The sequence below is a fragment of the Sphingobium sp. BS19 genome (assembly GCF_027925545.1).
GTDB lineage: Bacteria > Pseudomonadota > Alphaproteobacteria > Sphingomonadales > Sphingomonadaceae > Sphingobium.
Map to the genome: position 1 here is coordinate 12,919 of NZ_BSEF01000018.1, position 21,624 is coordinate 34,542.

Consider the following 21,624-nt stretch of genomic DNA (forward strand, 5'->3'; position numbering starts at 1 on the left):
GCCCTAACATTCAATGCCACATTGGCTCATTGGTTCGGGCATGATGCTGACACACCGCCTGTTTCAACTATTCTGGGGCCTTTGCCTCTATGGCTTTTCTATGGCTTTGATGCTGCGTGCCAATCTTGGGTTGGACCCGTGGGACGTGTTGCATCAGGGAATTGCGCCATCGCTGGGCCTCAGCTTCGGCATGACCGTCAATCTGGTCGGGCTGGTCGTGCTGCTGCTGTGGATACCCTTGCGACAGAGGCCCGGCGTCGGCACCGTCCTTAACATCGTCGTCATCGGGACGGCGGTCGACCTGTCGCTGCTGATCCTGCCGACGCCGGAAGGCTATGCGGCGCGCTTCGCGTTTCTGATCGGCGGTATCGTGCTGAACGGCATCGCTGGGGGCGCGTATATCGGCGCGGGGCTTGGGCCGGGGCCGCGTGACGGGCTGATGACCGGACTATGCGCGCGGACTGGCTGGCCAGTGAAGATCGTGCGGACCGCCATCGAACTTGCGGTGCTGACCATCGGATGGATGCTGGGCGGAACCGTCGGTGTGGGCACCGTCCTCTATGCAGTCAGCATCGGGTGGGTGGTGCACCATGCCCTCCCCGCCCTTCAGATCAAGCCGCGCAAAGAGCCTGCCGCCCCTTGATCGCCGTTCTCGTATAAAGATCAGCTACCGTTCGGGCCGGGGCCGGAGCGTGTACCCGGCGCGCCGCCTGCGCCCACCGCACCGATATTGCCAAAGATTTCGTCGAACAGGCTGCGATTGCGGCCAAGCGTCGGTGTCTTGTCACCGCTGGGCGAAATGCGCGCGATCTGATCCAGCCCGGTGCGATCCACCGCGACGACATTGCCCGCAGGATCGAAGCGCACGCGCAGCACTGTCTGTTCGACAGGGCGGGGCGACGCGAACGCAAGCTGCCGCATTTCGCGCGAGACATAATACCAGTCGGCCTGCCCGAACTGCGCGGTAAAGGTCGGACGACCCAGCGTCGCTTCCACCGATGCGCGATTGTCGATACCCGGCTGCACCGAATCGACGAGCAGCTTGTCGACCTGATACCCCTGATGCGTGCGGATGCGCGTGCATCCCGACGCGCCCAGCACCAATGCCAGCGCGCCGACAACCATCGGGACTCGGCCCAGATAACGTGCAGGACCGGGGCGAGTATCGCGCATGAAATTCTCCTGGCGGCAACGTGCCGCGAAACATCACATAAATTGGCAAGGACATTGCCACCGTTTGGCCATTGCATTGCGTGGCCGCGCAATCAATATGGAATTGCACGGCGGCAGACAAGGCCGCTGCGGCAGGCGACCGGCTTTGGTTGCCGATATGACCCGGTTTCACTCCTTTCGTCTGGCCAATATCCTTCATGTCCTTTCTCGATCGCCTCTTCCCATCGCTGTTCAACCGCGACGATCCGCGTAGCCAGATGGCACCGCTCTATACCGCCATCGTCGCGCGCGGGCGGGAGCCGCACTGGTATGCGCAGGGGCAGGTTCCCGATACGCTGGACGGTCGGTTCGACATGATCGCCGCGATTTTATGCGCGGTCCTGCTGCGGCTGGAAGGCGAAGACGCCGCGCGGCAGCAGAGCGTGTGGCTGACCGAAGTGTTCATCAACGACATGGACGGGCAATTGCGGCAAATCGGCATCGGCGACATGATCGTGGGCAAGCATATCGGCAAGATGATGGCGGCGCTGGGCGGGCGCCTCACCGCCTATCGCGAAGGCTTGGCCGAGGGTGGCGATCTTGAAGGCGCGCTGGTGCGCAACCTCTATCGCGGCGAATCGCCTGCGCCCGATGCGCTGGCGCATGTCGCGCAGACCATGCGCGCGCTATGGGCGAAGCTGGGCACCACCCCCACCCCTGCCATCCTTGCCGGAGCGTTGCCGCAATGAGCCTGCCGCCGCCTGAATTTTCGCGCGTCATCCGCCTCGATCAGGCTGTCAGCAATGCCGCTGGCGCACATATCGTCGCCACGCCGCAAGAATGCGCGGCGCTCGCCAAGCGATTCGGCTTTGCCTCGGTGGACCGGCTGGATGCGGACTATACGTTGGCCGACGAGCATGGCAGCCCGATCGCGCGCGGCGTGCTGCGGTCTGCCCTGTCGCAATTCTGCGTGGCGACCGCTGAGCCAGTGGCGGAAAAGATCAACACGCCCTTCGTCATCCGCTTCGAACGCGAAGGCGAAGTGCCCCAGGACGAAGAGTTCGAGCTGAGCGCCGACGAATGCGACACGCATTTTTATGACGGCACCACCATAGATATCGGCGAAGCAGTGGCGCAGACGCTGGCGCTATCGGTCGAACCCTATCCCCGCGCGCCCGATGCCGACGAATGGCTGCGCAAGCGCGGCGTGCTGACCGAGGATCAGGCCGGCCCCTTTGCGGCGCTGGCGGCCCTCAAAGCAAAGAAGGACTGAAGCCGACGCAATATCCAGCGCTCTACAGTCCAGTGCAGCGCGACGGCCACCGCCACGGCGACGACGGCGGACAGAACGAACGCCATCTCCGGCGACAGCGCAGGCAGGCGATTAAGCACGCGCATGATCACCGACAATAAGGGCTGGTGGATCAGGTAAATGAGGTAGGACGCGCCGCCCAGCAGCTTCCACAATGCCGGGAACGGCAAAGTCCAATGCTCCTCCGCTTTCGCAAGTCCGTAGATCAGCACAGCCGACGCGACGAGATAGCCCACATCGCCCAGCGCGCCCAGCACCGACACCGAAAGGTCGGTGTGATGGCCCAAAATCCATTCCATTATGCCAAGCCCAAAGAGCAATCCCCCGCCCAGCAAGACCCATAGCCACGGCGGCGCGACCGAGGGCCGCGCCAGCATTGCGGCGGTCACTATCCCCAGCCCGAAACCCAGGTTGAGCGAACTCGCTACCACCGACCATGCGCCCAGCCCGTTCTGATCGGGCGGCCAGACCAATCCCAGCGCAAAGCTGACCACGATCCACAAAAGCAGGGCCGCAAAGGCGCGCCGCCCCAGCCAGATTGCCAGCGCGAACAGCGCGTAGAACATGATCTCATGCCGCAACGTCCACGATATCGACAGGATCGCATCGCCATGCGGCAACAGCAGCAGATCGCTGACGACGCCCGCCGGAGACAGCGCCCGCTCACCCCCCAGCCCCGGCGCCACCAGAAAAGCCGCAAGCATGGCAAAGGAAATCATCCAGAACATCGGATAGATTCGGATGAACCGGCGAATGGCAAAGCGCCCCAGCGCACCCGGATGGCCGATGTCCCGCCGATGCACATGGAAAATGATGAAGCCGCTCAATACGAAGAAATAAGGGACGCCGACATGGCCGGGGCGGAAGACATCGTCGAACACCACGACGCCCCGGAAATTGGCGACGATGCTGGTCAGGTGATACAACAGCACCGCCAGCGCCGCGAAAAAGCGCCCCGCCTCCAGCGTCAGCAGCTTGCCGCCCGTCCCTTTCGCCGACGCTTCGATAGTCACCCCATGCGTCTCCCGCCCCGGTTCTGGTAAACGCAACTGACACAGGCGCTTATTTTAGTCTATCGGCATGAGGCAGGAAGTGGAGCAAGACTATGGTGCTGCCCGATGGGCCAACGACCGCCGTCACGGCAGGGCAGCCCGCCATGGCGGAACCGCGCGTAGCGGTCGTCATCCTCAACTGGTGCCGCCCGGTCGAAACCATGGCCTGCCTGCGCAGCGTCATGCGCCTTGACCATGGCAATATCGACGTAGTGGTGTGCGACAATGCGTCGGGCGACGGCTCACTGGAGCGCATCCTGAGCGACGCGGCGGAGGCCTTGCCCGGCATCAATGCGGAACGGCAGGCACGCGGCTTTGCACCCTTCGCGCTGCACCAGACGCCCTCATACGAGAATGCCGCGTCAGGCCAGCGGCTCACCATCGTCCCTACGGGCCGCAACGGCGGCTATGCGTTCGGCAACAATGTCGGCATCCGCATTGCCCTGCAAGACCCGCGCATCGAACATGTCTGGGTCCTCAACAACGATACGCAAGTCGATCCCGCGTCGCTGTCGCATCTGGTCACACTGATGACGCAGCGCCCGGATGTCGGCATCTGCGGCGCGAAGGTGCTCTATGCGTCTGAAAACAGCCGGGTGCAGACGCTGGGCGGCGGGCATTTCATGCCCTGGCGCGGGCGCAGTATCCAGATCGGCGAAGGTCTGGCAGCGGATGCGCCGGTCGATGCTGCCAATGTGGAAGCGCAACTCAGCTATGTAAACGGTGCCGCCGCCTTCGTCCGTCGCGCAGTGATCGATAAGGTCGGCTACATGAACGAAGGCTATTTCCTCTATTGGGAGGAAATCGACTGGGCCATGCGGATGCGGACGCACGGCCAATATCGCCTCGGTTTCTGCCCGGATGCGCGTGTCTATCATCAGGTCGGCAGTTCCACCGGATCCAGCGACCATGACATCCCGTCGCTCGGATCGACATATTGGATGACGCGCAGCAAGTTTCGTTTCCTGCGTTTGCATCGTCCACTAACGTTGCTGACTGCCTATCCGCTGCTTTTCAGAACCGTGCTGAAGGAAATGCGCGCCGGTCGCGGGCCGCGTGGCCGTATCATGCTGCGCGCCGCCTTCGGCCTTTCCATGCCGTCCAAGTAACGTTCCCTTTTTCCGTCAACGCTGCCGAGGTTTATGTCGATCAAGAAATCGCTGATGTGGATGGGGGGCGCGCAGGTCTTGTCGCTGGTCCTGCAATTCGCCTCGACCATCGTCCTCGCGCGCTATCTCTCCCTGCATGACGCAGGCATCTATGCCGTCGCGCTGGCGCTCGTTGCGGTGTTGGCGCTGGTCCAGCATCTGGGACTGCAGGCGCTGATCGTGCGCGAGGAAGTGCTGACCCCGGAAATCTCGACGACGGCGTTCACCATCAACGCGCTCATATCGCTGGCGCTTGCGGGGGTCATCGGCGCCATCGCGACTTTCGGCGGTGCGTATCTGGGCGATCCGGGGGTGCAGCGCGCCTTGTCGTTGCTGGCGATCACACCGCTGTTTCAGATTTTCATCTTCCTGCCCGCCGCCACGCTGGAACGGCATGGCCAATTCAAGGAAATCGCGCTGGTCGGCACAGCGGCCACCGTTTGCGGCACCATCGCGACCATCGTCTTCGTGCTGCTCGGCTACAGCTATATGAGCGTCCCCTATGCGCAATGGGTGAACGGCGGCGTCAATGCCGTGCTGATGACCATCGTGGGCTTTCACCATGTCAGCTTCCGCATCGGCTTTCGTGCGTGGCGGCGGATCGGCGATTTCGGGTTGCAGATGCTGGCCGTGTCGGGGATCAATTCGCTGTCGACCCGATTGTCCGACATCATATTGGCCCGCACTTTGGGGCTGTCGGCGCTGGGTCTCTACAGCCGCGCAAGTAGCCTCAACGGCATGATCTGGACCAACGTGCATCTGCTCATCGGCCGCGTGATGCTGGTGGATTACGCCGTTCTCTACCGCAGCGGCACGTCGCTGCGCAGCCGCTATCTGCAGACGGTGGAGATCGTCACGGCGCTATTGTGGCCGCTGTTCATCGGCTTTGCCGTCATCGCCAAGCCGTTCATCTTCACGGTGTACGGCGAACGCTGGGTCGGCGCAGCGGTGCCGCTGGCGCTTATCATGCTGGGCTCGGCGATACAGGTTGCGATCACCATGACGTGGGAGCTGTTTGCCGCGACCGGCCAGTTGCGCACCCAGACGCGCATTGAGTTCATCCGCAGCGGCGTGGCGCTGGGCGCGTTCGCAATAGGCTGCATGATCAGCATAGAGGCAGCAGCAGCGGCGCGAGTAATCGACGCGATCTTCGCGCTCATCCTCTATCGCCCGCATCTCAACCGCATGACCGATACGCAGCTTGCCGACTTTCACGGCATTTATGGGCGTAGCTTGCTGCTGACGCTGCTCGCCTGCGGCCCTGCCGGCGCGCTGAGCATCGCTTATGGCTTTTCCGCCGACATACCGCCTTTATATCTTGGCGCGGCCATCGGCGTAGGCATCGGCTTATGGGGCGGCGGTCTTCTGGTGCTGCGACACCCGATGCTCACTGAACTGCGCAGACGGCCCAAGACACCTGCCGCGTCCTGACGGGCATAGGGGCCGTGCCGCAATGACGAGGAGGCAAGCCTATGTCTTCGGACTCTGATCTCGGTCGCTATCTGTATCTGTATCTGGATCGGTCATGGTCAGTGGGGTGTAGTGATCCGCGCCATAAATGCGGCGATGCCGGATGCTGACAACCGCCATCACGCGCTGCATGACTGTTCCCTGATCGGTGGAGACAGCTTCGAACCATAATTTCTCGAACTGGAATACCCGGAACAGCGGCCCGTCTCTCAACCGCGCCACGATCAGCATCATCAGGAACACCGCATTGGGCTCCAGTAACAGCGAAGGGCTGATGACCCCGAACGCCGCGCAGGTGAACGCCGTCAACTGCACCCCTCGGAAGCCCGACCCGTCATGCCGCCCAAGCGACGGGACCATGCACAGATAGGTTGCCGCGATGAACACCAGCAGGCCGGGAATGCCGAACAGGATCAGCGGGCCCAATATCCCCAGATCGGAGGGATAGAGCGGCAGATACTCGCGGGTTTTGAAGAATATCTGCTGCGCATCGAAATTATTGGCGATGCCGACGCCCAGAAACCAATGGTCCTTGATGACTCGCATCGCCACTTCATATTCCAGCGACCGGGCAAAACCCGACCCGTCCGACGACATCTGCGCAAACGGGTTCCAGCCGGGGACGAGCAGACCCAGCATCACCAATCCGCAAATAATCATGACGATGGAAAACAGCAGCACGCGGGTCGCCATGCCGAACAGCCTGATCGACGACAGGACCAGCACCAGCATGAATATGACGCCGTATGTGCGCGATCCGCTCAGCACGAGAGCATAAAAGGCGACGACGAAGATGATCGCGCGTACCACGATTGGTATCGATTTGTTCGTGACGCTGTAAAACGCGACGAAAGCCACGAACACCGTGGCCAGGTACAGCCGCGCGCCACGAGCGAAATCTCCGTCCTTGATCGCCCGGTTATCGCCAAGCGATCCACTCAGGATGCGGTCATAACCCACAACATAGGTAAATATATAGATCACGCATATCCAGAACAGGATCTTCGAAATCGTGTTGATTGAGACACCACTTTTATACAGCGGTAGAAAACTCAGGAACGGTAGATAGAATAACAGAGAATTAAAGTTATAGGACTCATCCGCCATTACGCAAAATCGGATATGTTCCACTATCAGGAATATCAGTATTATTATCGCTGAACCCACAACCGATGGACGAATACGTGACAGCGGCAGTATCAGATAGAAGAGGAAAACCGCCGCCTGTATCCAATAGCCGACATAGGTTGCCGCAGGCCAGAACAGGTCGAATATCATCGCCGACTGAATGACGATGGCACTCAGCAACGCCGTGATCATGATGTTGTTGAACAGCGGCGACCGGCGCCACCGATGCCTGCGTCTGATGATCACCAACATTGCGCGGTCTTCATCATGGAGCGCAAGCAGGGCAGGATCGAAACTCCCCGCCAGGGCGGTCTGATAAATGGTCTGGCGGCCATCTCTTCTGTGCAAAGGGCCACCGATATCTCGGCGTCATATGCGCGACTTAGCAGCAATCGCCCAATGCACAAATGGCTGGCGTCAAAATGCGGTAAACTGATCGCCGAACATTTTCACGTGTCGACTTATTTGCTCCGGCTGGCGCACCTCACCAAAGCATAGCGCGCTTCGACCTGTCCAAAGTGGAGATACTGTCGTACCCTGCGCCAACGAACGCGGCATATCCCGAAACCAGTTTTTACGTATCGACTTATTTACGCCCGCCCTATGATGACATGGACCATGAAATGCGAAAAAAGCAGGTGCGCAAAGTGGCGCTGATCGGTCTGGCCGCCGCTGCGGGCATCGCGCTGCTGTCCCTCGGTCTGGCAACGACACCCATCGGCTTTTCGGGGTCGCCGCCGGAAGAGGCCAGCGACATCATCGGCGACGGGGCACCGCCGCCATCCGACCTTGCGCCGGTCGCGATCCCACGCCCCCAGCCGCTTGGCACCTTCGCGTCCCGCTCTGCCCTGCTGGTGCCCGACGCTGCAGTGACCGATGTGTCCGGGAAAGCAGGCAAGCGATCAGCGGTGCGGCTCACGACACGAGGGGCAACGGTTTACACCATTGCGCCAAAGGAGGTTCTGGCCACCCCCGTCGATATACGCCGCGGTTTCGTCATCCTCCCGTTCCGGCCAATCTCATATGTCGAACATGCGCTGCGCTGGTCGCTGCAGTTCCATTCCGCAGGTACCCCTGCCTCGCCCACGGGCAATTATCATGAAATGGACGCAGTACGGGACGGCCCCAGCGCGCTACGCAGCGTCCTGACATCGCAGGCGAAGAACGCCGCGCCCGGTCGCTGGCAGAATTTCGGCGTCAGCGCGAACGATCTCTACAAGGTCGGCACCGGCGCAGATCTGGCGCATATCGCCTTCGTGCGCCTGATCGTGCGTGGCGGCGCGGAGCCGATGGTCATCGAACTGGGCAACCCCTATTTCCAGCCCTCGGCGCTCGACAAGGCCAAGGCGATGATCAGTTTCGACGACGGCTATGCCAGCGTCGTAACCAATGCCTTGCCGCTGTTCGAAGCCAAAGGGTTTCGCGGCATGTACAATCTGGGCGCGCTGCAGAATACACTGGGCACGCCCGGCCATCTCGACCTTTCGCAACTGAAGCAGCTACGCAAGGCCGGATGGCAATGGATGCAGCAAGCTTACTCCACTGAAGAAATTGCGCCCTATGTCTTGATGACGCCCGCGCAACGTGACGCCGACATGCGCAAGCAGGTGCAATTTGCAAAGGACGACGATCTGGGCGAACCCGGCTTCGGTTCCTATTTCAGCCAGGTCAATCAGGCGCAACTGGATGTATTCCCGATGTTCGCGCGCAACCAGCGTGCAACCCGTGCCTACTTCACGGCGCGCGGCGTCGATGCGCCGGACTATCCGATATTGTACGGCGAAAATTATCCGTTCATCGACCCGTATCTGGTCAAATCGCTCGCGGGCGATGTCCCCACCGCCAACTTTGCGCGGCTGACGCAACATGCCGAACAGGCCATCGCGACGAACGGTGTCGCGATATACACATTCCACAATACGCTCGATAACTTGCCTGCGCTGCTCGACTGGCTCGATCAGAACCGCGACCGGATCGACGTTGTGACCGAAGCCGATTTGAACGCGGCAAGTAGAAAGCCCAAGTAGCTACGCTGCCCTTCATTCGAGGACAGGGCAGGTAATATCCATGACACGAACTGCATGATAAGATGTAACCACTAACGACGGAGCATGATCATGGCCTATGTCACCACCACCGACGGCGTAGAAATTTTCTTCAAGGACTGGGGGCCAAAAGATGCCCAGCCGGTCATGTTCCATCATGGCTGGCCTTTGTCCTCTGACGACTGGGACGCGCAGATGCTGTTCTTTCTGGCGAACGGCCACCGCGTCGTGGCGCATGATCGCCGCGGTCATGGACGCTCGTCGCAGGTAGATACGGGCCATGATATGGATCATTACGCGGCAGATGCTGCGGCGGTCGTGGAGCATCTGGACCTGCGTAACACGGTGCACATCGGCCATTCGACAGGCGGTGGCGAAGTCGCGCGTTATGTGGCCAAGTTCGGAGAGCCGCAGGGGCGCGTGGCCAAGGCTGTATTGGTCAGCGCTGTGCCGCCATTGATGGTGCAGACAGAGGCAAATCCCGGCGGCATCCCGATCGCCGTGTTCGATGGCTTTCGCAAAGCGCTTGCCGACAACCGTGCCGGCTTTTTCCTCGATGTCGCGTCCGGTCCGTTCTACGGATTCAACCGTCCGCACGAAACTCCATCGGAAGGCGTTATCCGCAATTGGTGGCGTCAGGGGATGATGGGGAGTGCGCTGGCGCATTGTGAAGGCATCAAGGCTTTTTCCGAAACCGATCAGACTGCAGACCTGAAGGCAATTACCGTCCCGACACTCGTAATGCAGGGCGATGACGACCAGATCGTTCCCTATGCCGAAGCGGCGCTGCGCCAGATCGAACTGCTCGCGAACGGCACGTTGAAAATTTACGAAGGCTTTTCGCACGGTATGTTGACCACGCAGGCCGACGTCATCAACCCGGACCTGCTGGCGTTTATACGCGGCTAAACATGAACCAGGCAGCGGCCAACCCGCCGCCGCTGCCTGGTTCAAGCATATCGCTCCGAGCGGTAAATACGCGACCGTCACGAACCCGTCACTGAACTGGCATCAGGATGTTACATTCTGCGCCCATTGGCGATCGCCATGGCGCGCACAGTTGCATCGGTCGGCCCCGATATCGCGGAGGCATCGGACGGCGCGGAAACGCGCGTGTTGTTGTACCTCAAGGGTTTCGGGCCCGGCGGCGTAGAACGCATTGCCCTACGTCTGGTCGATGGCTTGCGGTCGGCGGGGATCGACATCGCGGTCATAGTCGGCGCAGCGACTGGGCCGATGCAGTCCCCATCCGGGCATTGCCGTATCGCAAAGCCTTGGCCGGTCGTTGGAACGCGCCTCCCTATTGTGCGCATTTCGGTGTCGCTCTGGCGGCAGATACGGCGTGCCCCGCCCGCGCTGCTATTCTGTCCGGGCAATGCCTATACGGTTGTTGCCGTCCTGTTGAAGCTCCTACTGGGCAATGCCTGTCCGCCAATCGTCGCCAAGATCAGCAACGACCTTCAGAGGCGCGATTTGCCCCGTGCGGTCCGTCCGCTCTATCGCCTCTGGCTACGAATTCAGGGACGAACCATCGATCATTTCGCCGTGCTGTCGCGCCCGATGGCCGAGGAAGCGATGGCTTTCCTGCATGTCCCTTCGCATCGCGTCCATGTCGTACCCAATCCGGTGCTGGACAGCATGGAGCCTCCTTCCGAACGCTCCCGGCACCGCTTAGAGGTTTCTGGCAGACGCTTCGTCGCTGTCGGACGGCTGGAGCGGCAGAAGAATTATCCGGCCATGCTGCGCGCCTTCGCCAAGGGCGCACGCGATGGCGATAGCCTGACCATTTTCGGCGAAGGGCGTGAACGCGCTGCGCTGGCCGCGCTGGCGACATCCCTTGGCATAAGCGATCGAGTGGCAATGCCGGGGCATTGCTGCGACGTCCGTACGCAATTGCGGGCGTTTGACGTGTTGCTGCTATCCTCGTCTTATGAAGGCTTGCCCGGAGCCGTGATCGAAGCGCTGTCGGCTGGTCTGGGGATCATCGCTACGCGATGCTGCGCAAGCATATCCGACCTGCTCGAACAGGGCGCGTTGGGCAGCCTTGTGGATTGCGGCGACGAAGCAGCCTTTGCTGCAGCCATCGAGACGGTCAGCCCCGGCACGCCGGACCGCCAGACCGCCATGCGCAAGGTTCGAGACTGCACGATAGAGGCAGCCGTACCTGCCTATGCCGCACTCTTTGCCGCCGTCATCGCCGAGCGCCAGATGCCCATAGGTAAACCGCGCCACACGCCCCTATTTGTTCCAGCGACCACGAGGCCCGCATGAGCACTGCCGATATCGCCGCAACACGCCGGATAGAGGCAGCACCGCTGATGGATGGAACGACCATCCGGGATTTGTATGTCACGACCCCACTGATGAAGTCCGGCCGAAACTGGACAGCCTGGTTTGGCCCGCTCATCTCGCTCGCCCTGCTTGCGGCGGTGTTCGTGCAACTGGGCAGCGTGGACTTCCCGATGCTGCTTGGACTGGTCCCGCGCACATTCACGTTCTGGGCGGTTTTCGCGCTGACATATAGCCTGACGCCGCTGTTCGACTGGTTCATTTTCAATCGACTGTGGTCGATCCCGGCGGGTGGACTTGCCGCACTTTTCCGCAAGCGGCTCAGTAATGAGTTGCTGCTGGGCTATGTAGGGGACGTCTATTTCTACGCATGGGCGCGTCGGCATGTGCGGATGGACGGATCGCCTTTCGGTGCCGTCAAGGACTCCGCGATCCTGTCCGGCGTGATGGGTAATGTCGTGACACTGGCGATGCTGTTCTTGACCTTCCCGCTCTTGTCCTCGCTGCAACTGGCCATCGATGGCCGCACACTCGGCATTTCGCTTGGTATCCTCGTTCTGACGTCGCTGGTGCCGATGCTGCTGGGTCGCCGCATCTTCAGTCTACCGGCGGCGAAGCAGCGGTTGGTCGCCGCAGTGCATTTCGCCCGGATCGTCGCCAATCTGCTTCTCTATGCGCTGCTCTGGCACCTGATGCTGCCCGATGTCGCCATTAGCTGGTGGGTGATGCTTTCCACGGTGCGCCTCGTACTGTCGCGCCTTCCTCTGGTCCCCAACAAGGACGTGCTGTTCGCCGGGGTGGCGACGTTCCTCGTCGGTCGCGAAGGAGAGATCGCCGAGATACTCGCGCTGCTCGCCAGCCTGCTGTTGGCAACCCATTTGCTGGTAGGCCTGCTGCTGGGCGCTAGCGGCGTCATCCGGCGGAGGATTGCCGCATGATCTCGCCACTCCTTCTTTCCTCCGCGCTGGCGCTGTTGTCCGTTGTCGGCATTCCATCGACGCCCAATCTGGGCAAGGCGGAAGCGCAATGCCGCGCCAACGAAAGCGGACCGGCCTTCCTGATCGACATCGTCGGCCTGAAGGATCGCAAGGGTAAGCTGAAGCTCGAAGTCTATCCCGCGAACGACACCGATTTCCTTCAGGACGACAATATCCTGATCGCGCAGGGCAAGACCTTTCGCCGGGTCGAAGTGCCTGTGCCCAGCACCAATCCCGTAACGCTTTGCGTCCGCTTGCCCGGCCCGGGACGCTATGCCGTGACCGTTCTTCATGACCGCGACGGCAATCGCAAATTCGGCCTCTCGGTCGACGGCGTCGGCTTCGGCGGCAATCCGAAGCTGGGCCTGAGCAAGCCCAAGGCCATGAAGGCATCGATCGTCGCAGGCGGCAGCCTGACGCGCGAGCGGATCGTAATGAACTATCGCCGGGGTCTGATGTCCTTCGGCCCGACAACGAAGGGGCTGTAGCGGCATGCGCATCGTCGACGTCTGCGCTTTCTATTCCGACCGGGGCGGCGGGGTAAAGACCTACGTCCGGCATAAGATGCTGGCAGGTCCGAAGGAACATCACGAGATCATCATTCTCGCGCCAGCAGCCGAAGCGGGCGTGGAAATCATCAACGACCACGCCCGGATCGAGTTTGTACGCGCACGCCGGTTTCCGTTGGATGGCCGTTACCATTACTTCCACGACGAGCCAGCGCTGCACGCCAAGCTCGACGCGCTACGCCCCGATCTGGTCGAGGCGTCTACGCCTTGGGCCAGCGCCTCGATGGTCGCCAACTGGCGCGGATCTGCGCCGCGCAGTCTCATCATGCATGCCGATCCACTGGGGAATTACGCCTATCGCTGGTTTCGCGCGCTGGCTCCGCGCCCGGTGATCGACCGCGGTTTCGACTGGTTCTGGCGACATTTGCGGCGGATGGATGCACGGTTCGACCATATCGTGTGCGCCAGCGACGATCTTGCCGCGCGGCTGATCGCGGGCGGACTGCGCCATGTCGTGACCAATCATATGGGCGTGCAGCCGGGGATATTTTCCCCGGCCCATCGCGATCCCGAATTGCGCCGGAGCCTGCTGGCGTCCTGCGGATTGCCTGAGGAAGGGGTACTGTTGCTGGGTGCAGGACGTCATGCCCCGGAAAAGCGGTGGCCAATGATCATCGACGCGGCCACAGCCAGCGGCTTTGCCCGACCGGTAGGACTGGTAATTGCAGGCGACGGTCGGGCGCGGGCCAGCGTGCAACGCGCTGCGGCAGGCAATCCCCATGTTCGCCTGATCGCGCCCATCACCGACCGGGCTGCCTTCGCCAATGTCCTCGCCAGTGCGGATGCCCTTGTCCATGGCAGCGAGTCCGAAACATTCTGCATGATCGCGGCGGAAGCGCGCGCCAGCGGCATTCCCATGTTCTTGCCCGATAGCGGCGCAGCAGCCGATCATCTGGTGCCGGGCGCAGGCTATCATTATGCTGCGGCGGATGGCTTGAGTCTGGTCGACCGGCTCAACCGGTTCGTAACCGATGGACCGGCATCGCATCTTGCCACCGCGCGTGCCGCCGCCGCCGGTACGCGGACGATGGACGCGCACTTCGCGGACCTGTTCGCACTATATGCCCTGCACGGTCAGGCCTTGGCAGCATGACAGAGTGGCGTCGGTTCGATGACGCCTATGCAGCGAAAGTTTAACTGCACTGAAGCATAACCGAAACGCTGACGACTCATTGCTCCCTTATGCTCGCGACAAACGGGGGGCCGTCATCATGTACCGACCAATTCGCGCATTGCTTTTCGCCGGGCTTGCTTCGCTTGCTGCAGCGGGATCGACGCAAGGTGGCATACATGCCGCCGCGCAAAGGGAAAATGCGCAATCGATCCCGGCGGACGGCCGCCTGTCGGTGATGACCTACAACGTCAAGGGGCTGCCCTGGCCTGTCACGATGGGACGGGAGGAGGCGCTGGACGCCATCGCCAACCGGTTGGCTATGTTGCGTAAAACCGGGCGCCAACCGCATGTCATTCTGTTGCAGGAGGCCTTCACGCCCGAAGCCATGCGGATCGCGGCGCGCGCAGGCTATGTGCATGTGGCGCAGGGACCGGACGCGATCCAGCTATCCCGCGCGGCGGGCGATCAGGCAGACAGAAGCTATCTCGCGCAGGGGCGCTGGGATCGCGGCGAGGGGATCGGCAAGCAACTGGGCAGCGGCCTGCAAATCCTGTCGGACTATCCCATCGCGCGGGTCGATCGCATGGCTTTTCCCGATTTCGCCTGCGCAGGGTTTGATTGTCTGGCCAACAAAGGCGTGCTGATCGCGCATCTGAAGGTGCCGGGCTTCGACCTGCCTGTCAGCATCGTCAACACGCACCTGAATGCACGTACGGCCGCCGGTGTGTCGGTCGAGCGAACCTACCGCGCCTTTTCCCGGCAAGTCGATTTGATGACGCAGTTCGTTGCGTCCCATGTTCCCGCAACACAACCGATGATCCTGGGCGGCGACATGAATATTGGCAAAGACGCACGCAGGGCGGAGGCCTTCTTTGCTCGCTTTGCGCGCGCGGGAATGCCCTTCATTACGCCGAACCTGGGGAGCGCGCGCCGCGCGCTTGCGCAATCCGCCTGTGCCGATCCGGCGATGCGGCACGACCTGGCCTATTCCAGCGGCAGGGCAAAGGACTGGATGTTCGCCCGTGATGCACGGCAGCAGCCATTGCAGGTCGTGGCGGCACGCGTTCCCTTCGGCTCGGAACCAACGGGCGCGCCCCTTTCCGATCATTTCGGCTATGTCATCGACTACGCACCGCCCAGCCGCACCCATCTTGCCCAACGAACCGAGGCGGGAGAAACGCTGTGAAACGGGGCTACGCGTTGTTTGCGCTGCTAGCATGGGCCACGCAGTCCGCGCAGGCGCAATCCCTTCCACTGGAAGACGGCATTCGCTTCTCGCTGCAACGCCATCCCGGTCTGTCCCCGCGATCGCGCCCGCTCAGCGCCTCCCCCGCCTTTCGCGCGCGCATGGATACGATCGATACGGTGAACGCCGATGACCGCGATCAGGACATCCTGATCGGGGTACAGCGGACTACGCAGCGCTTCTTTGAGGATAGCCGCGCAGCCTCGCTCGCCCCCCACGCGCTCTCGCGCAGTCGGATGACGCGTTACATGATCGAGGATCGCTTGCCCGTCGGCGAACAGGCGATCGTGACCTTCGGCTGGCACGGTATCAAGGTCAGCAATCGCAGCGCCAATGTCACCGTTGGCCCGGAAAGCGACCGCTTGCGGACCCGGGACTGGTTCCTGCCGCGCGCAACTCTTGCCATACAGGCAGGCCGCGATCTGCGTCTTTCGGTCGGCTACGCCGAAAAGCTGCGGGCTTATGGCGACACCGGAACGAACGGACCGATGGGTCTGACGCACGATGCCTATTTGTCACTCCGCCGGACGCTGAAGCCGGAGACGCAGAGCCGGACGCAGGTACGCGGAGACTGGTCCGCCACGTCCGCCATAGATGTGTCGCTTGCCCTGATGAGCGGACGGCTGGACGATCAGTTGAGCTTTGCGGGCCGGGGGGTTTTGCCGATCAGCAGCGGGTCTGCGCGGATCGAAGGGGCAGTGCTGGAAGCGCAACATAGATTGACGCCGCGCCTTTCATGGTCGGTGCGTTATGGCGACGCGCGCGTTCACATATCGGGCGGCGATATGGTACGCGAACGAAGCCTGTCTGTCGGCTCCAAATGGCACAGCGGCCCGTGGAGCGCGGCAGTATCGTTCGCGCGCAACAGCGCCCCGGCGCTCGTTTCTGGCGAGCGCCGGGCGCTGCGGATCGCGGGAGGCATTGATTATGCTCTTGCAGGAATAGGCGGTCGACCCGTTACCCTGTCTTTCCATATGACCGACCCGGATCGTCTGGCGAGCACAAGCTTTGCGCGTGACGATCTGTCCGGCCCGCTCCGTGCGTCCGATCAGGTACGCACCGTGATGGCGAGCGCGCGGTTTGGCTGGTAAATTCGCCGGTTACGGAGGGCGGTTAGGGCTGGTGCTGCTGTGCACCGTCCTCATGCTGGTTTTTGCCCTGTTCGGCCCGGTCGACCATGACGAAGGTCAATATGTCGGTGCCGTGGCGATGATGCGCCATGGCCTGCCCTATCGCGACTTCGCCTATCTCCAGACGCCTTTGCAGCCTCTGCTGTTCGCGCCGTTGGCATGGCTTGCGGAAGGATGGCTCTTCCTCACGCTGCGGGTGACCAACGCGCTGCTGGCGACAGGCGCAACGGCTTGCGTGTGGCTGGCGGCAAAGCGCGCGGGGGCATCGGACCGGGGTGCGGTGATCGCCGCAATTGCCCTGTTTTCCAGCCATGCGCTATTGTTCGCCGGCAGCGTCGCACGCAACGACGCGCTTCCCCTTCTATTGACCACGGCAGGCCTTGCGGCCTTCCTTGACGTCGTGGGCAACAGCCGAAGGCACTGGACGGCGGTGCTGGCGGGCGTGCTGCTGGGCGCGGCAGCGTCAGCGAAGATCAGCTACGGGCTGCCTGCCGCCGCTGTCGGCCTGTTCGCGATGCTGCATTGGCGGAGCCTTGGTGCGAGAGCGGTCTGCGCCCTCGCGGTGGGGGGCGCGCTGGGTGGATTGCCGACCCTATGGCTGGCGCTTCTGGCACCCGATGCTGCGTGGTTCGGGGTCATGGATTACAGCCTGAAGGCGCCCATCGAATGGCGGACTTTGAACGGGCAGGCGTTCATGTTCGACTGGCCGCTGAGCCTCGCTCGGCTCCTGCGCTATCTGGCGCAAGGCTGCGGGCTCATCGCGCTAGTCGCTGTGCTGCTGGTCGCGACACGGCGACGCACGGCCACCGAACGACTGCTCGACATGATGATTGTCGCAGGGCTTTTCGCCGCATGGCTCCCGCGCCCTATCTATGTCCAATATCTTGGACCACTCTTGCCTGCACTGTTCGTTCGCTTTGCTTTGCTGACAGACGCCTCCTTCTGGCGCGCGCATTTCCTCGGTCGCGCGCTGATTGCTGTCGGCGTTATTGCCGGTGTTGCGCAGTCCGTTATCACGACCGGCCCCAATATCTGGGGGCAGATCAGTCCAGTCCTCGCAATCACCGACGATGCCCACGCGCTTAGTGACATAGCCGCTGCTGCCCGCATATCCGGCACCATCGCCACGCTGTCGCCAGAGCGGGCGGTAGACGCCAGTCTTCCAATAGATCGTCGCTTCGTTACCGGGCCTTTCCTCATGCGGACACGCCATGTCCTGACGGCCGATCAGGCGCGCGCCTTTCACGCGACGACATCGGCTACGCTGGTGGCGGATTTGAATGCCGCGCCGCCCGCCGCCATTCTCGTGGGTGGCGAAGCGCAGGCCAGCTTAGCCTATCCGCACGGGCTGGACGCGCCGCTGGTAGAGTGGGCACAGACCAATCGCTATCGCGCGGTCGCTCTGCCTTCCGGTCTGAGCCGGGTTTTCCTTCGGCCAACCAAAACGGAAGAGTGAGCTTGCGCGTTGCCATGTAAAGGTAGCACTCCCGTCTTATCAGTGCCGTCCCTGTTGCATTTTGAGGTCATGATGCCCCGCCTGTTACCGACCATCGCTAGCTTGCTCCTCACTCTGGCTCCGGTGCACGCGCAGGAGAGTGCCCCCGCGCCAGCCCCGATCACGCTCCGCCTATCCGCTGTCGAAGCGCATCAGGGGGTCGCGTCGGACGGCATCCATGCCTACGCCATCGACAACGACCGGATCGGCAAATATGTCATCGCCACGGGCAAGCGGATCGCCCAGTGGCAAGGCGAACGACGCCTGTTCCCGCACATGAACAGTTGCACCGTTGCGGGCGACGATCTCGTCTGCGCTGCATCCAACTATCCCAAGGTACCGCAAACCAGTGCGGTCGAGATTTTCGATACGCGCACAATGCAGCACAGGCGCACGGTCAGTCTGGGCTTCGGTCCCGGTTCATTGACGGCGCTGGACCGGCATGACGGGAAATGGTGGGCGGTTTACGCCAATTATGCAGGCAAGGGTGGCGAACCCGGCCGGGATTATCGTTATACAGTGTTGGCGCGGCTCAATGACGCATTCCAGCAGGAAGCGGCATGGGCATTCCCCGCCGATGTTCTGGCCCGCTTCGCGCCTTTCAGTTGCTCGGGGCTAAGCTGGAGCAACGACGGTCGCCTATACGCGACGGGCCATGACCGCCCGGAAATGTACGAACTGGCGCTTCCCGCTGCAGGGTCGGAGCTAGAACTGCGCCGTACGATCGGCATAGCTACACCGGGGCAGGCAATCGATTGGGATCCGGTGCAGGCCGGTCGTCTCTGGTCCATCGATCGGCAAGCCAGCGCAATGGTTGCAAGCATTATTCCCGATCGCTGATAGTCCGTCGCCAAGCCAATCGACGTTCAAGAAAATACCTGAATTTTCTGCAATCGCATGATCGAACTGTCACGGGTCTGTCGCTAAGCGCCCCTATCCGCCCCTCATCCAACGGGGGAATCGCACAATGCAACGCACATTCAAGAAATCTCATACTGCCATTCTGCTTACGTCGCTAAGCGCGCTGGCGTTATCGATGCCCGGCATGGCTGCCGCTCAGGAAACCGCGCCAGCGGCCGCGCCGGATGCGGACGCAGAACCGCAATTGGACATCGTGGTAACCGGCAGCGCGCGCGCCCAGCGCCGCTTCGACGTATCCTATGCAGTCAATTCACTCAGCGTTGACGAAGTCCAGCGGATCGCGCCCAAGAACTTCGCAGACCTGCTCGGCACCGTTCCGGGTATTCAGGTGGAAGCGACCGGCGGCGAAGTGCAGAACATCACCCGCGTACGCGGCATTCCCACCGATCGCGGTTACTTGATTTTCCAGCAGGACGGCCTGCCGCTGTATCACGAAATTGACGGCGTGTTCTTCAACTCCGGCGATGGCATGAACCGCTACGACCTGATGACGGAGCGGGTTGAAATCGTCCGCGGTGGCCCCGCACCCATTTATGCGAGCAGCGCCGCTGCCATCGCCAACAACATTACTGTGACCGGCGGACCGGAATCACGTGGCAAAGCACAAATCACGCTGGGCGACACCGGGCTGTACAGGCTGGACGCGATGCAGTCCGGGCCGCTTGGCGAGAACACCTATTACGCAGTCGGCGGCTTCCTGCGTCAGCATGACGGGTATCGCGACGCAGGGTTCCCCAACGACAAAGGCGGTCAGATCCGCGCGAACCTGAAGCACGATCTGGACAACGGTTTCGTCAAGGTGACGATGCAGTACACCAACGATCACAACCTGTTCTATCTGCCAATCCCCATCGCCGATCCGCGCAACCCGTCGGTCTCGCTCGATAAGTATATCGACTATCACACCGGCACCATGAACTCGCCGTCGCTTCGCAACGTCAACATCAAATATCGCGATGGCGCAGGCGTGACGCAGGGATTGACCCGCGATCTGGCCGATGGTCGCCACATGCGCTTCTTCAATGCGGGCCTCCAGTATGAAGGCGATTTCGATGGCTGGCTCGTGTCGGCCAAGGGCGGTTTCACGAAGGGCAAGAGCAGCTTCGACGCTTTCTATTCGACGACCAATCCGGTCGACGGCAATGCCTTCATCGCCAGCAATTTGGCCGCAGCTCAGACAGCGTTCGGAACAAGCGTGGCGCGCTTGGGCTACGCCATCGCCGGCACGAACGGCGCGACGGCTTACGATCCCTATTCCGCATCCGGGCTGGTCATGTCCGGCCAGTACCGTGTTTCAGAATCGAAATTCTATTCAGGACAAGCCGATCTGAGTGTTACCCGCAAGTTTGAGACGGGCTTCGGCACGCATGACCTACGCGTCGGCACATATGGATCATTTTACGGCAATACGCTGTTTCAGGTCTATCAGGACATGCTGATCGAAGTACGCAACCGGCCGCGCACGCTGGATCTCGTTGCCTATTCGGGCACGGGTGCTGTTCTTGGATCGGTCACGCAAAATGGCGTGCTTCGCTACACGACCACGCTCAATCAGGGCAAAGCCGACGCAAAGATGATCGCCATCTACGCCAATGACACCTGGGACGTGACCGACGGGTTGAAGATCGATGGCGGCATCCGCAAGGAATGGTATGATTGTGAAGGCTACTCGCTGCTTTCGGGGACCGCCAATCTGGGCGACGCCACCACATTAGCCGACAATAATACCCGCGCCTTCACGGGTGCCATCGTTTCGCGCACTCTAAAGCCTTCTGCGACCAACTGGACGCTTGGTGCCAATTACGACTTTAATGGCAATCTGGGTGCTTACGGACGCATCTCCAATCTGGAAGTGCCACCGCAGATGGGCGTGGTGTCCACGCCTGCGCCTACCATCATCAAGACCAAGGCTCGCCAATATGAAATGGGCGTCAAGGCAAGCTACGGTCCGGCCTATGTCTATGTAACGGGATTTTATACGAAGTTTAACCCGTTCAACGCTTCGTTCATCGCCTTCAATCCGGTAACGGGCCGCAACGATCAATCCGTGCCTTTCATCGGCGAAGCTGTTGTTAAGGGCGTGGAAATCGACGGTAAGATTGCGCCGGTTCGCTGGTTCGAACTGGCGGGGTCGGTCACCTATTCCGATGCGCAATATCGCAACCTCCAGAACTCATCGGGAGCCGACCCCAGCGCCGTGAACGGCAACCAGATCATCCGTGAACCAAAATTCTTCGGCAATGTGCGCCCTTCCGTGCGTTTCCCGGTCGGCGGGAGCGAAGTTGAGATCGCGGGTCGTTATGAATGGGTCGGACGTCGTTATGTCGACCTCTTCAATCTGACGGCGCTGCCCGCCTATCAAACAGTCGGGGCAAGTGCTTCGGTCACTTATGGCAACTGGCGCTTTCAGGTCGCCGGCGACAACCTGACCAACGCGAAGGGATTGACCGAAGGTAATCCGCGCACCGATCAGCTTGCCGGTCAGGGCGCGAGCGATGCGATCTATGGTCGCCCGGTGTTCGGGCTTCATCCTTAGCCGGAGCTGGTAATTTGCGTCTGATGCGTACCTCTGCCTT

The 21,624-nt window shown here is 61.5% G+C and carries 20 protein-coding genes; 17 read left to right on the top strand and 3 right to left on the bottom strand.

Annotation, left to right across the window (positions count from 1 at the left end; all coding sequences use genetic code 11):
* The first annotated feature begins 40 nt into the window (after positions 1–40).
* The gene (locus QMG56_RS18165) at positions 41–643 is read left to right on the top strand and encodes a YitT family protein (protein ID WP_281823843.1); all 603 of its coding nucleotides are present in this window, start codon (positions 41–43) and stop codon (positions 641–643) included.
* Positions 644–663: 20 nt separating this feature from the next.
* Here the strand turns inward: QMG56_RS18165 and QMG56_RS18170 are convergent, their stop codons facing one another.
* Positions 664–1,173: an outer membrane protein assembly factor BamE gene (locus QMG56_RS18170; protein ID WP_375713724.1), complete on the bottom strand. Its 510-nt coding sequence runs from the start codon at positions 1,171–1,173 to the stop codon at positions 664–666.
* A gap of 197 nt (positions 1,174–1,370) precedes the next feature.
* Between QMG56_RS18170 and QMG56_RS18175 the strand changes: the two genes are divergently transcribed.
* Positions 1,371–1,901, top strand: coding sequence for a ubiquinol-cytochrome C chaperone family protein (locus tag QMG56_RS18175; protein WP_281823844.1), 531 nt, complete (start codon positions 1,371–1,373; stop codon positions 1,899–1,901).
* The gene (locus tag QMG56_RS18180) at positions 1,898–2,425 is read left to right on the top strand and encodes a DUF177 domain-containing protein (protein ID WP_230190200.1); all 528 of its coding nucleotides are present in this window, start codon (positions 1,898–1,900) and stop codon (positions 2,423–2,425) included. Before QMG56_RS18175 ends, QMG56_RS18180 begins: the two co-directional genes overlap by 4 nt.
* Here the strand turns inward: QMG56_RS18180 and QMG56_RS18185 are convergent.
* Complete coding sequence (locus QMG56_RS18185; protein WP_281823847.1) at positions 2,374–3,477, bottom strand: acyltransferase; 1,104 nt, start codon at positions 3,475–3,477, stop codon at positions 2,374–2,376. The genes QMG56_RS18180 and QMG56_RS18185 overlap by 52 nt on opposite strands.
* 92 nt (positions 3,478–3,569) lie before the next feature.
* Between QMG56_RS18185 and QMG56_RS18190 the strand changes: the two genes are divergently transcribed.
* Together QMG56_RS18190 and QMG56_RS18195 are read left to right on the top strand one after the other, a co-directional pair.
* Positions 3,570–4,625, top strand: a complete 1,056-nt coding sequence (locus QMG56_RS18190; RefSeq protein WP_281823848.1) for a glycosyltransferase family 2 protein — start codon at positions 3,570–3,572, stop codon at positions 4,623–4,625.
* A 33-nt stretch (positions 4,626–4,658) separates the two neighbouring features.
* Positions 4,659–6,095 (top strand): oligosaccharide flippase family protein, encoded by a 1,437-nt coding sequence (locus tag QMG56_RS18195; RefSeq protein WP_281823850.1) that lies wholly within the window; start codon positions 4,659–4,661, stop codon positions 6,093–6,095.
* A gap of 39 nt (positions 6,096–6,134) precedes the next feature.
* On the opposite strand, the gene QMG56_RS18200 is transcribed toward QMG56_RS18195, so the two are convergent.
* Entirely contained in the window at positions 6,135–7,514 is a 1,380-nt protein-coding gene (locus QMG56_RS18200; RefSeq protein WP_281823853.1) for an O-antigen ligase, read from the bottom strand.
* Positions 7,515–7,529: 15 nt separating this feature from the next.
* Between QMG56_RS18200 and QMG56_RS18205 the strand changes: the two genes are divergently transcribed.
* The 12 genes from QMG56_RS18205 to QMG56_RS18260 all read left to right on the top strand — a co-directional run bounded on the left by QMG56_RS18205 (position 7,530) and on the right by QMG56_RS18260 (position 21,584).
* On the top strand, positions 7,530–7,760 hold the full coding sequence (locus tag QMG56_RS18205) for a hypothetical protein (RefSeq protein WP_281823855.1): 231 nt from the start codon (positions 7,530–7,532) through the stop codon (positions 7,758–7,760).
* Between the two features lie 125 nt (positions 7,761–7,885).
* Positions 7,886–9,289: a hypothetical protein gene (locus tag QMG56_RS18210; protein WP_281823856.1), complete on the top strand. Its 1,404-nt coding sequence runs from the start codon at positions 7,886–7,888 to the stop codon at positions 9,287–9,289.
* 90 nt (positions 9,290–9,379) lie between these two features.
* Positions 9,380–10,216: an alpha/beta fold hydrolase gene (locus QMG56_RS18215; protein ID WP_281823858.1), complete on the top strand. Its 837-nt coding sequence runs from the start codon at positions 9,380–9,382 to the stop codon at positions 10,214–10,216.
* Positions 10,217–10,354: 138 nt separating this feature from the next.
* Entirely contained in the window at positions 10,355–11,578 is a 1,224-nt protein-coding gene (locus tag QMG56_RS18220) for a glycosyltransferase (protein ID WP_281823860.1), read from the top strand.
* Positions 11,575–12,534, top strand: a complete 960-nt coding sequence (locus QMG56_RS18225; RefSeq protein WP_281823862.1) for a hypothetical protein — start codon at positions 11,575–11,577, stop codon at positions 12,532–12,534. Before QMG56_RS18220 ends, QMG56_RS18225 begins: the two co-directional genes overlap by 4 nt.
* Positions 12,531–13,061, top strand: coding sequence for a DUF2141 domain-containing protein (locus QMG56_RS18230; protein ID WP_281823863.1), 531 nt, complete (start codon positions 12,531–12,533; stop codon positions 13,059–13,061). Before QMG56_RS18225 ends, QMG56_RS18230 begins: the two co-directional genes overlap by 4 nt.
* A gap of 4 nt (positions 13,062–13,065) precedes the next feature.
* Positions 13,066–14,235 (top strand): glycosyltransferase, encoded by a 1,170-nt coding sequence (locus QMG56_RS18235; RefSeq protein WP_281823864.1) that lies wholly within the window; start codon positions 13,066–13,068, stop codon positions 14,233–14,235.
* A 118-nt stretch (positions 14,236–14,353) separates the two neighbouring features.
* On the top strand, positions 14,354–15,442 hold the full coding sequence (locus tag QMG56_RS18240; protein ID WP_281823866.1) for an endonuclease/exonuclease/phosphatase family protein: 1,089 nt from the start codon (positions 14,354–14,356) through the stop codon (positions 15,440–15,442).
* Positions 15,439–16,593, top strand: a complete 1,155-nt coding sequence (locus QMG56_RS18245) for a TonB-dependent receptor domain-containing protein (protein WP_281823868.1) — start codon at positions 15,439–15,441, stop codon at positions 16,591–16,593. The genes QMG56_RS18240 and QMG56_RS18245 overlap by 4 nt, the downstream gene beginning before the upstream one ends.
* Positions 16,583–18,088 carry a glycosyltransferase family 39 protein gene (locus QMG56_RS18250; RefSeq protein WP_281823870.1) on the top strand — a complete coding sequence of 502 codons (1,506 nt, stop codon included), beginning with the start codon at positions 16,583–16,585 and terminating at the stop codon, positions 18,086–18,088. The genes QMG56_RS18245 and QMG56_RS18250 overlap by 11 nt, the downstream gene beginning before the upstream one ends.
* A 69-nt stretch (positions 18,089–18,157) precedes the next feature.
* On the top strand, positions 18,158–18,967 hold the full coding sequence (locus QMG56_RS18255) for a hypothetical protein (protein ID WP_230190214.1): 810 nt from the start codon (positions 18,158–18,160) through the stop codon (positions 18,965–18,967).
* A 127-nt stretch (positions 18,968–19,094) separates the two neighbouring features.
* Positions 19,095–21,584, top strand: coding sequence for a TonB-dependent receptor (locus QMG56_RS18260; RefSeq protein WP_375713725.1), 2,490 nt, complete (start codon positions 19,095–19,097; stop codon positions 21,582–21,584).
* Positions 21,585–21,624 lie beyond the last annotated feature (40 nt).

Bases quoted from the DNA above. Each gene is read 5' to 3' on its own strand.
- QMG56_RS18165 (WP_281823843.1), top strand. From the start codon at position 41: ATGATGCTGACACACCGCCTGTTTCAACTATTCTGGGGCCTTTGCCTC.
- QMG56_RS18170 (WP_375713724.1), bottom strand. From the start codon at position 1,173: ATGCGCGATACTCGCCCCGGTCCTGCACGTTATCTGGGCCGAGTCCCG.
- QMG56_RS18175 (WP_281823844.1), top strand. From the start codon at position 1,371: ATGTCCTTTCTCGATCGCCTCTTCCCATCGCTGTTCAACCGCGACGAT.
- QMG56_RS18180 (WP_230190200.1), top strand. From the start codon at position 1,898: ATGAGCCTGCCGCCGCCTGAATTTTCGCGCGTCATCCGCCTCGATCAG.
- QMG56_RS18190 (WP_281823848.1), top strand. From the start codon at position 3,570: ATGGTGCTGCCCGATGGGCCAACGACCGCCGTCACGGCAGGGCAGCCC.
- QMG56_RS18195 (WP_281823850.1), top strand. From the start codon at position 4,659: ATGTCGATCAAGAAATCGCTGATGTGGATGGGGGGCGCGCAGGTCTTG.
- QMG56_RS18200 (WP_281823853.1), bottom strand. From the start codon at position 7,514: ATGTTGGTGATCATCAGACGCAGGCATCGGTGGCGCCGGTCGCCGCTG.
- QMG56_RS18205 (WP_281823855.1), top strand. From the start codon at position 7,530: ATGGAGCGCAAGCAGGGCAGGATCGAAACTCCCCGCCAGGGCGGTCTG.
- QMG56_RS18210 (WP_281823856.1), top strand. From the start codon at position 7,886: ATGCGAAAAAAGCAGGTGCGCAAAGTGGCGCTGATCGGTCTGGCCGCC.
- QMG56_RS18215 (WP_281823858.1), top strand. From the start codon at position 9,380: ATGGCCTATGTCACCACCACCGACGGCGTAGAAATTTTCTTCAAGGAC.
- QMG56_RS18220 (WP_281823860.1), top strand. From the start codon at position 10,355: ATGGCGCGCACAGTTGCATCGGTCGGCCCCGATATCGCGGAGGCATCG.
- QMG56_RS18225 (WP_281823862.1), top strand. From the start codon at position 11,575: ATGAGCACTGCCGATATCGCCGCAACACGCCGGATAGAGGCAGCACCG.
- QMG56_RS18230 (WP_281823863.1), top strand. From the start codon at position 12,531: ATGATCTCGCCACTCCTTCTTTCCTCCGCGCTGGCGCTGTTGTCCGTT.
- QMG56_RS18235 (WP_281823864.1), top strand. From the start codon at position 13,066: ATGCGCATCGTCGACGTCTGCGCTTTCTATTCCGACCGGGGCGGCGGG.
- QMG56_RS18240 (WP_281823866.1), top strand. From the start codon at position 14,354: ATGTACCGACCAATTCGCGCATTGCTTTTCGCCGGGCTTGCTTCGCTT.
- QMG56_RS18255 (WP_230190214.1), top strand. From the start codon at position 18,158: ATGATGCCCCGCCTGTTACCGACCATCGCTAGCTTGCTCCTCACTCTG.
- QMG56_RS18260 (WP_375713725.1), top strand. From the start codon at position 19,095: ATGCAACGCACATTCAAGAAATCTCATACTGCCATTCTGCTTACGTCG.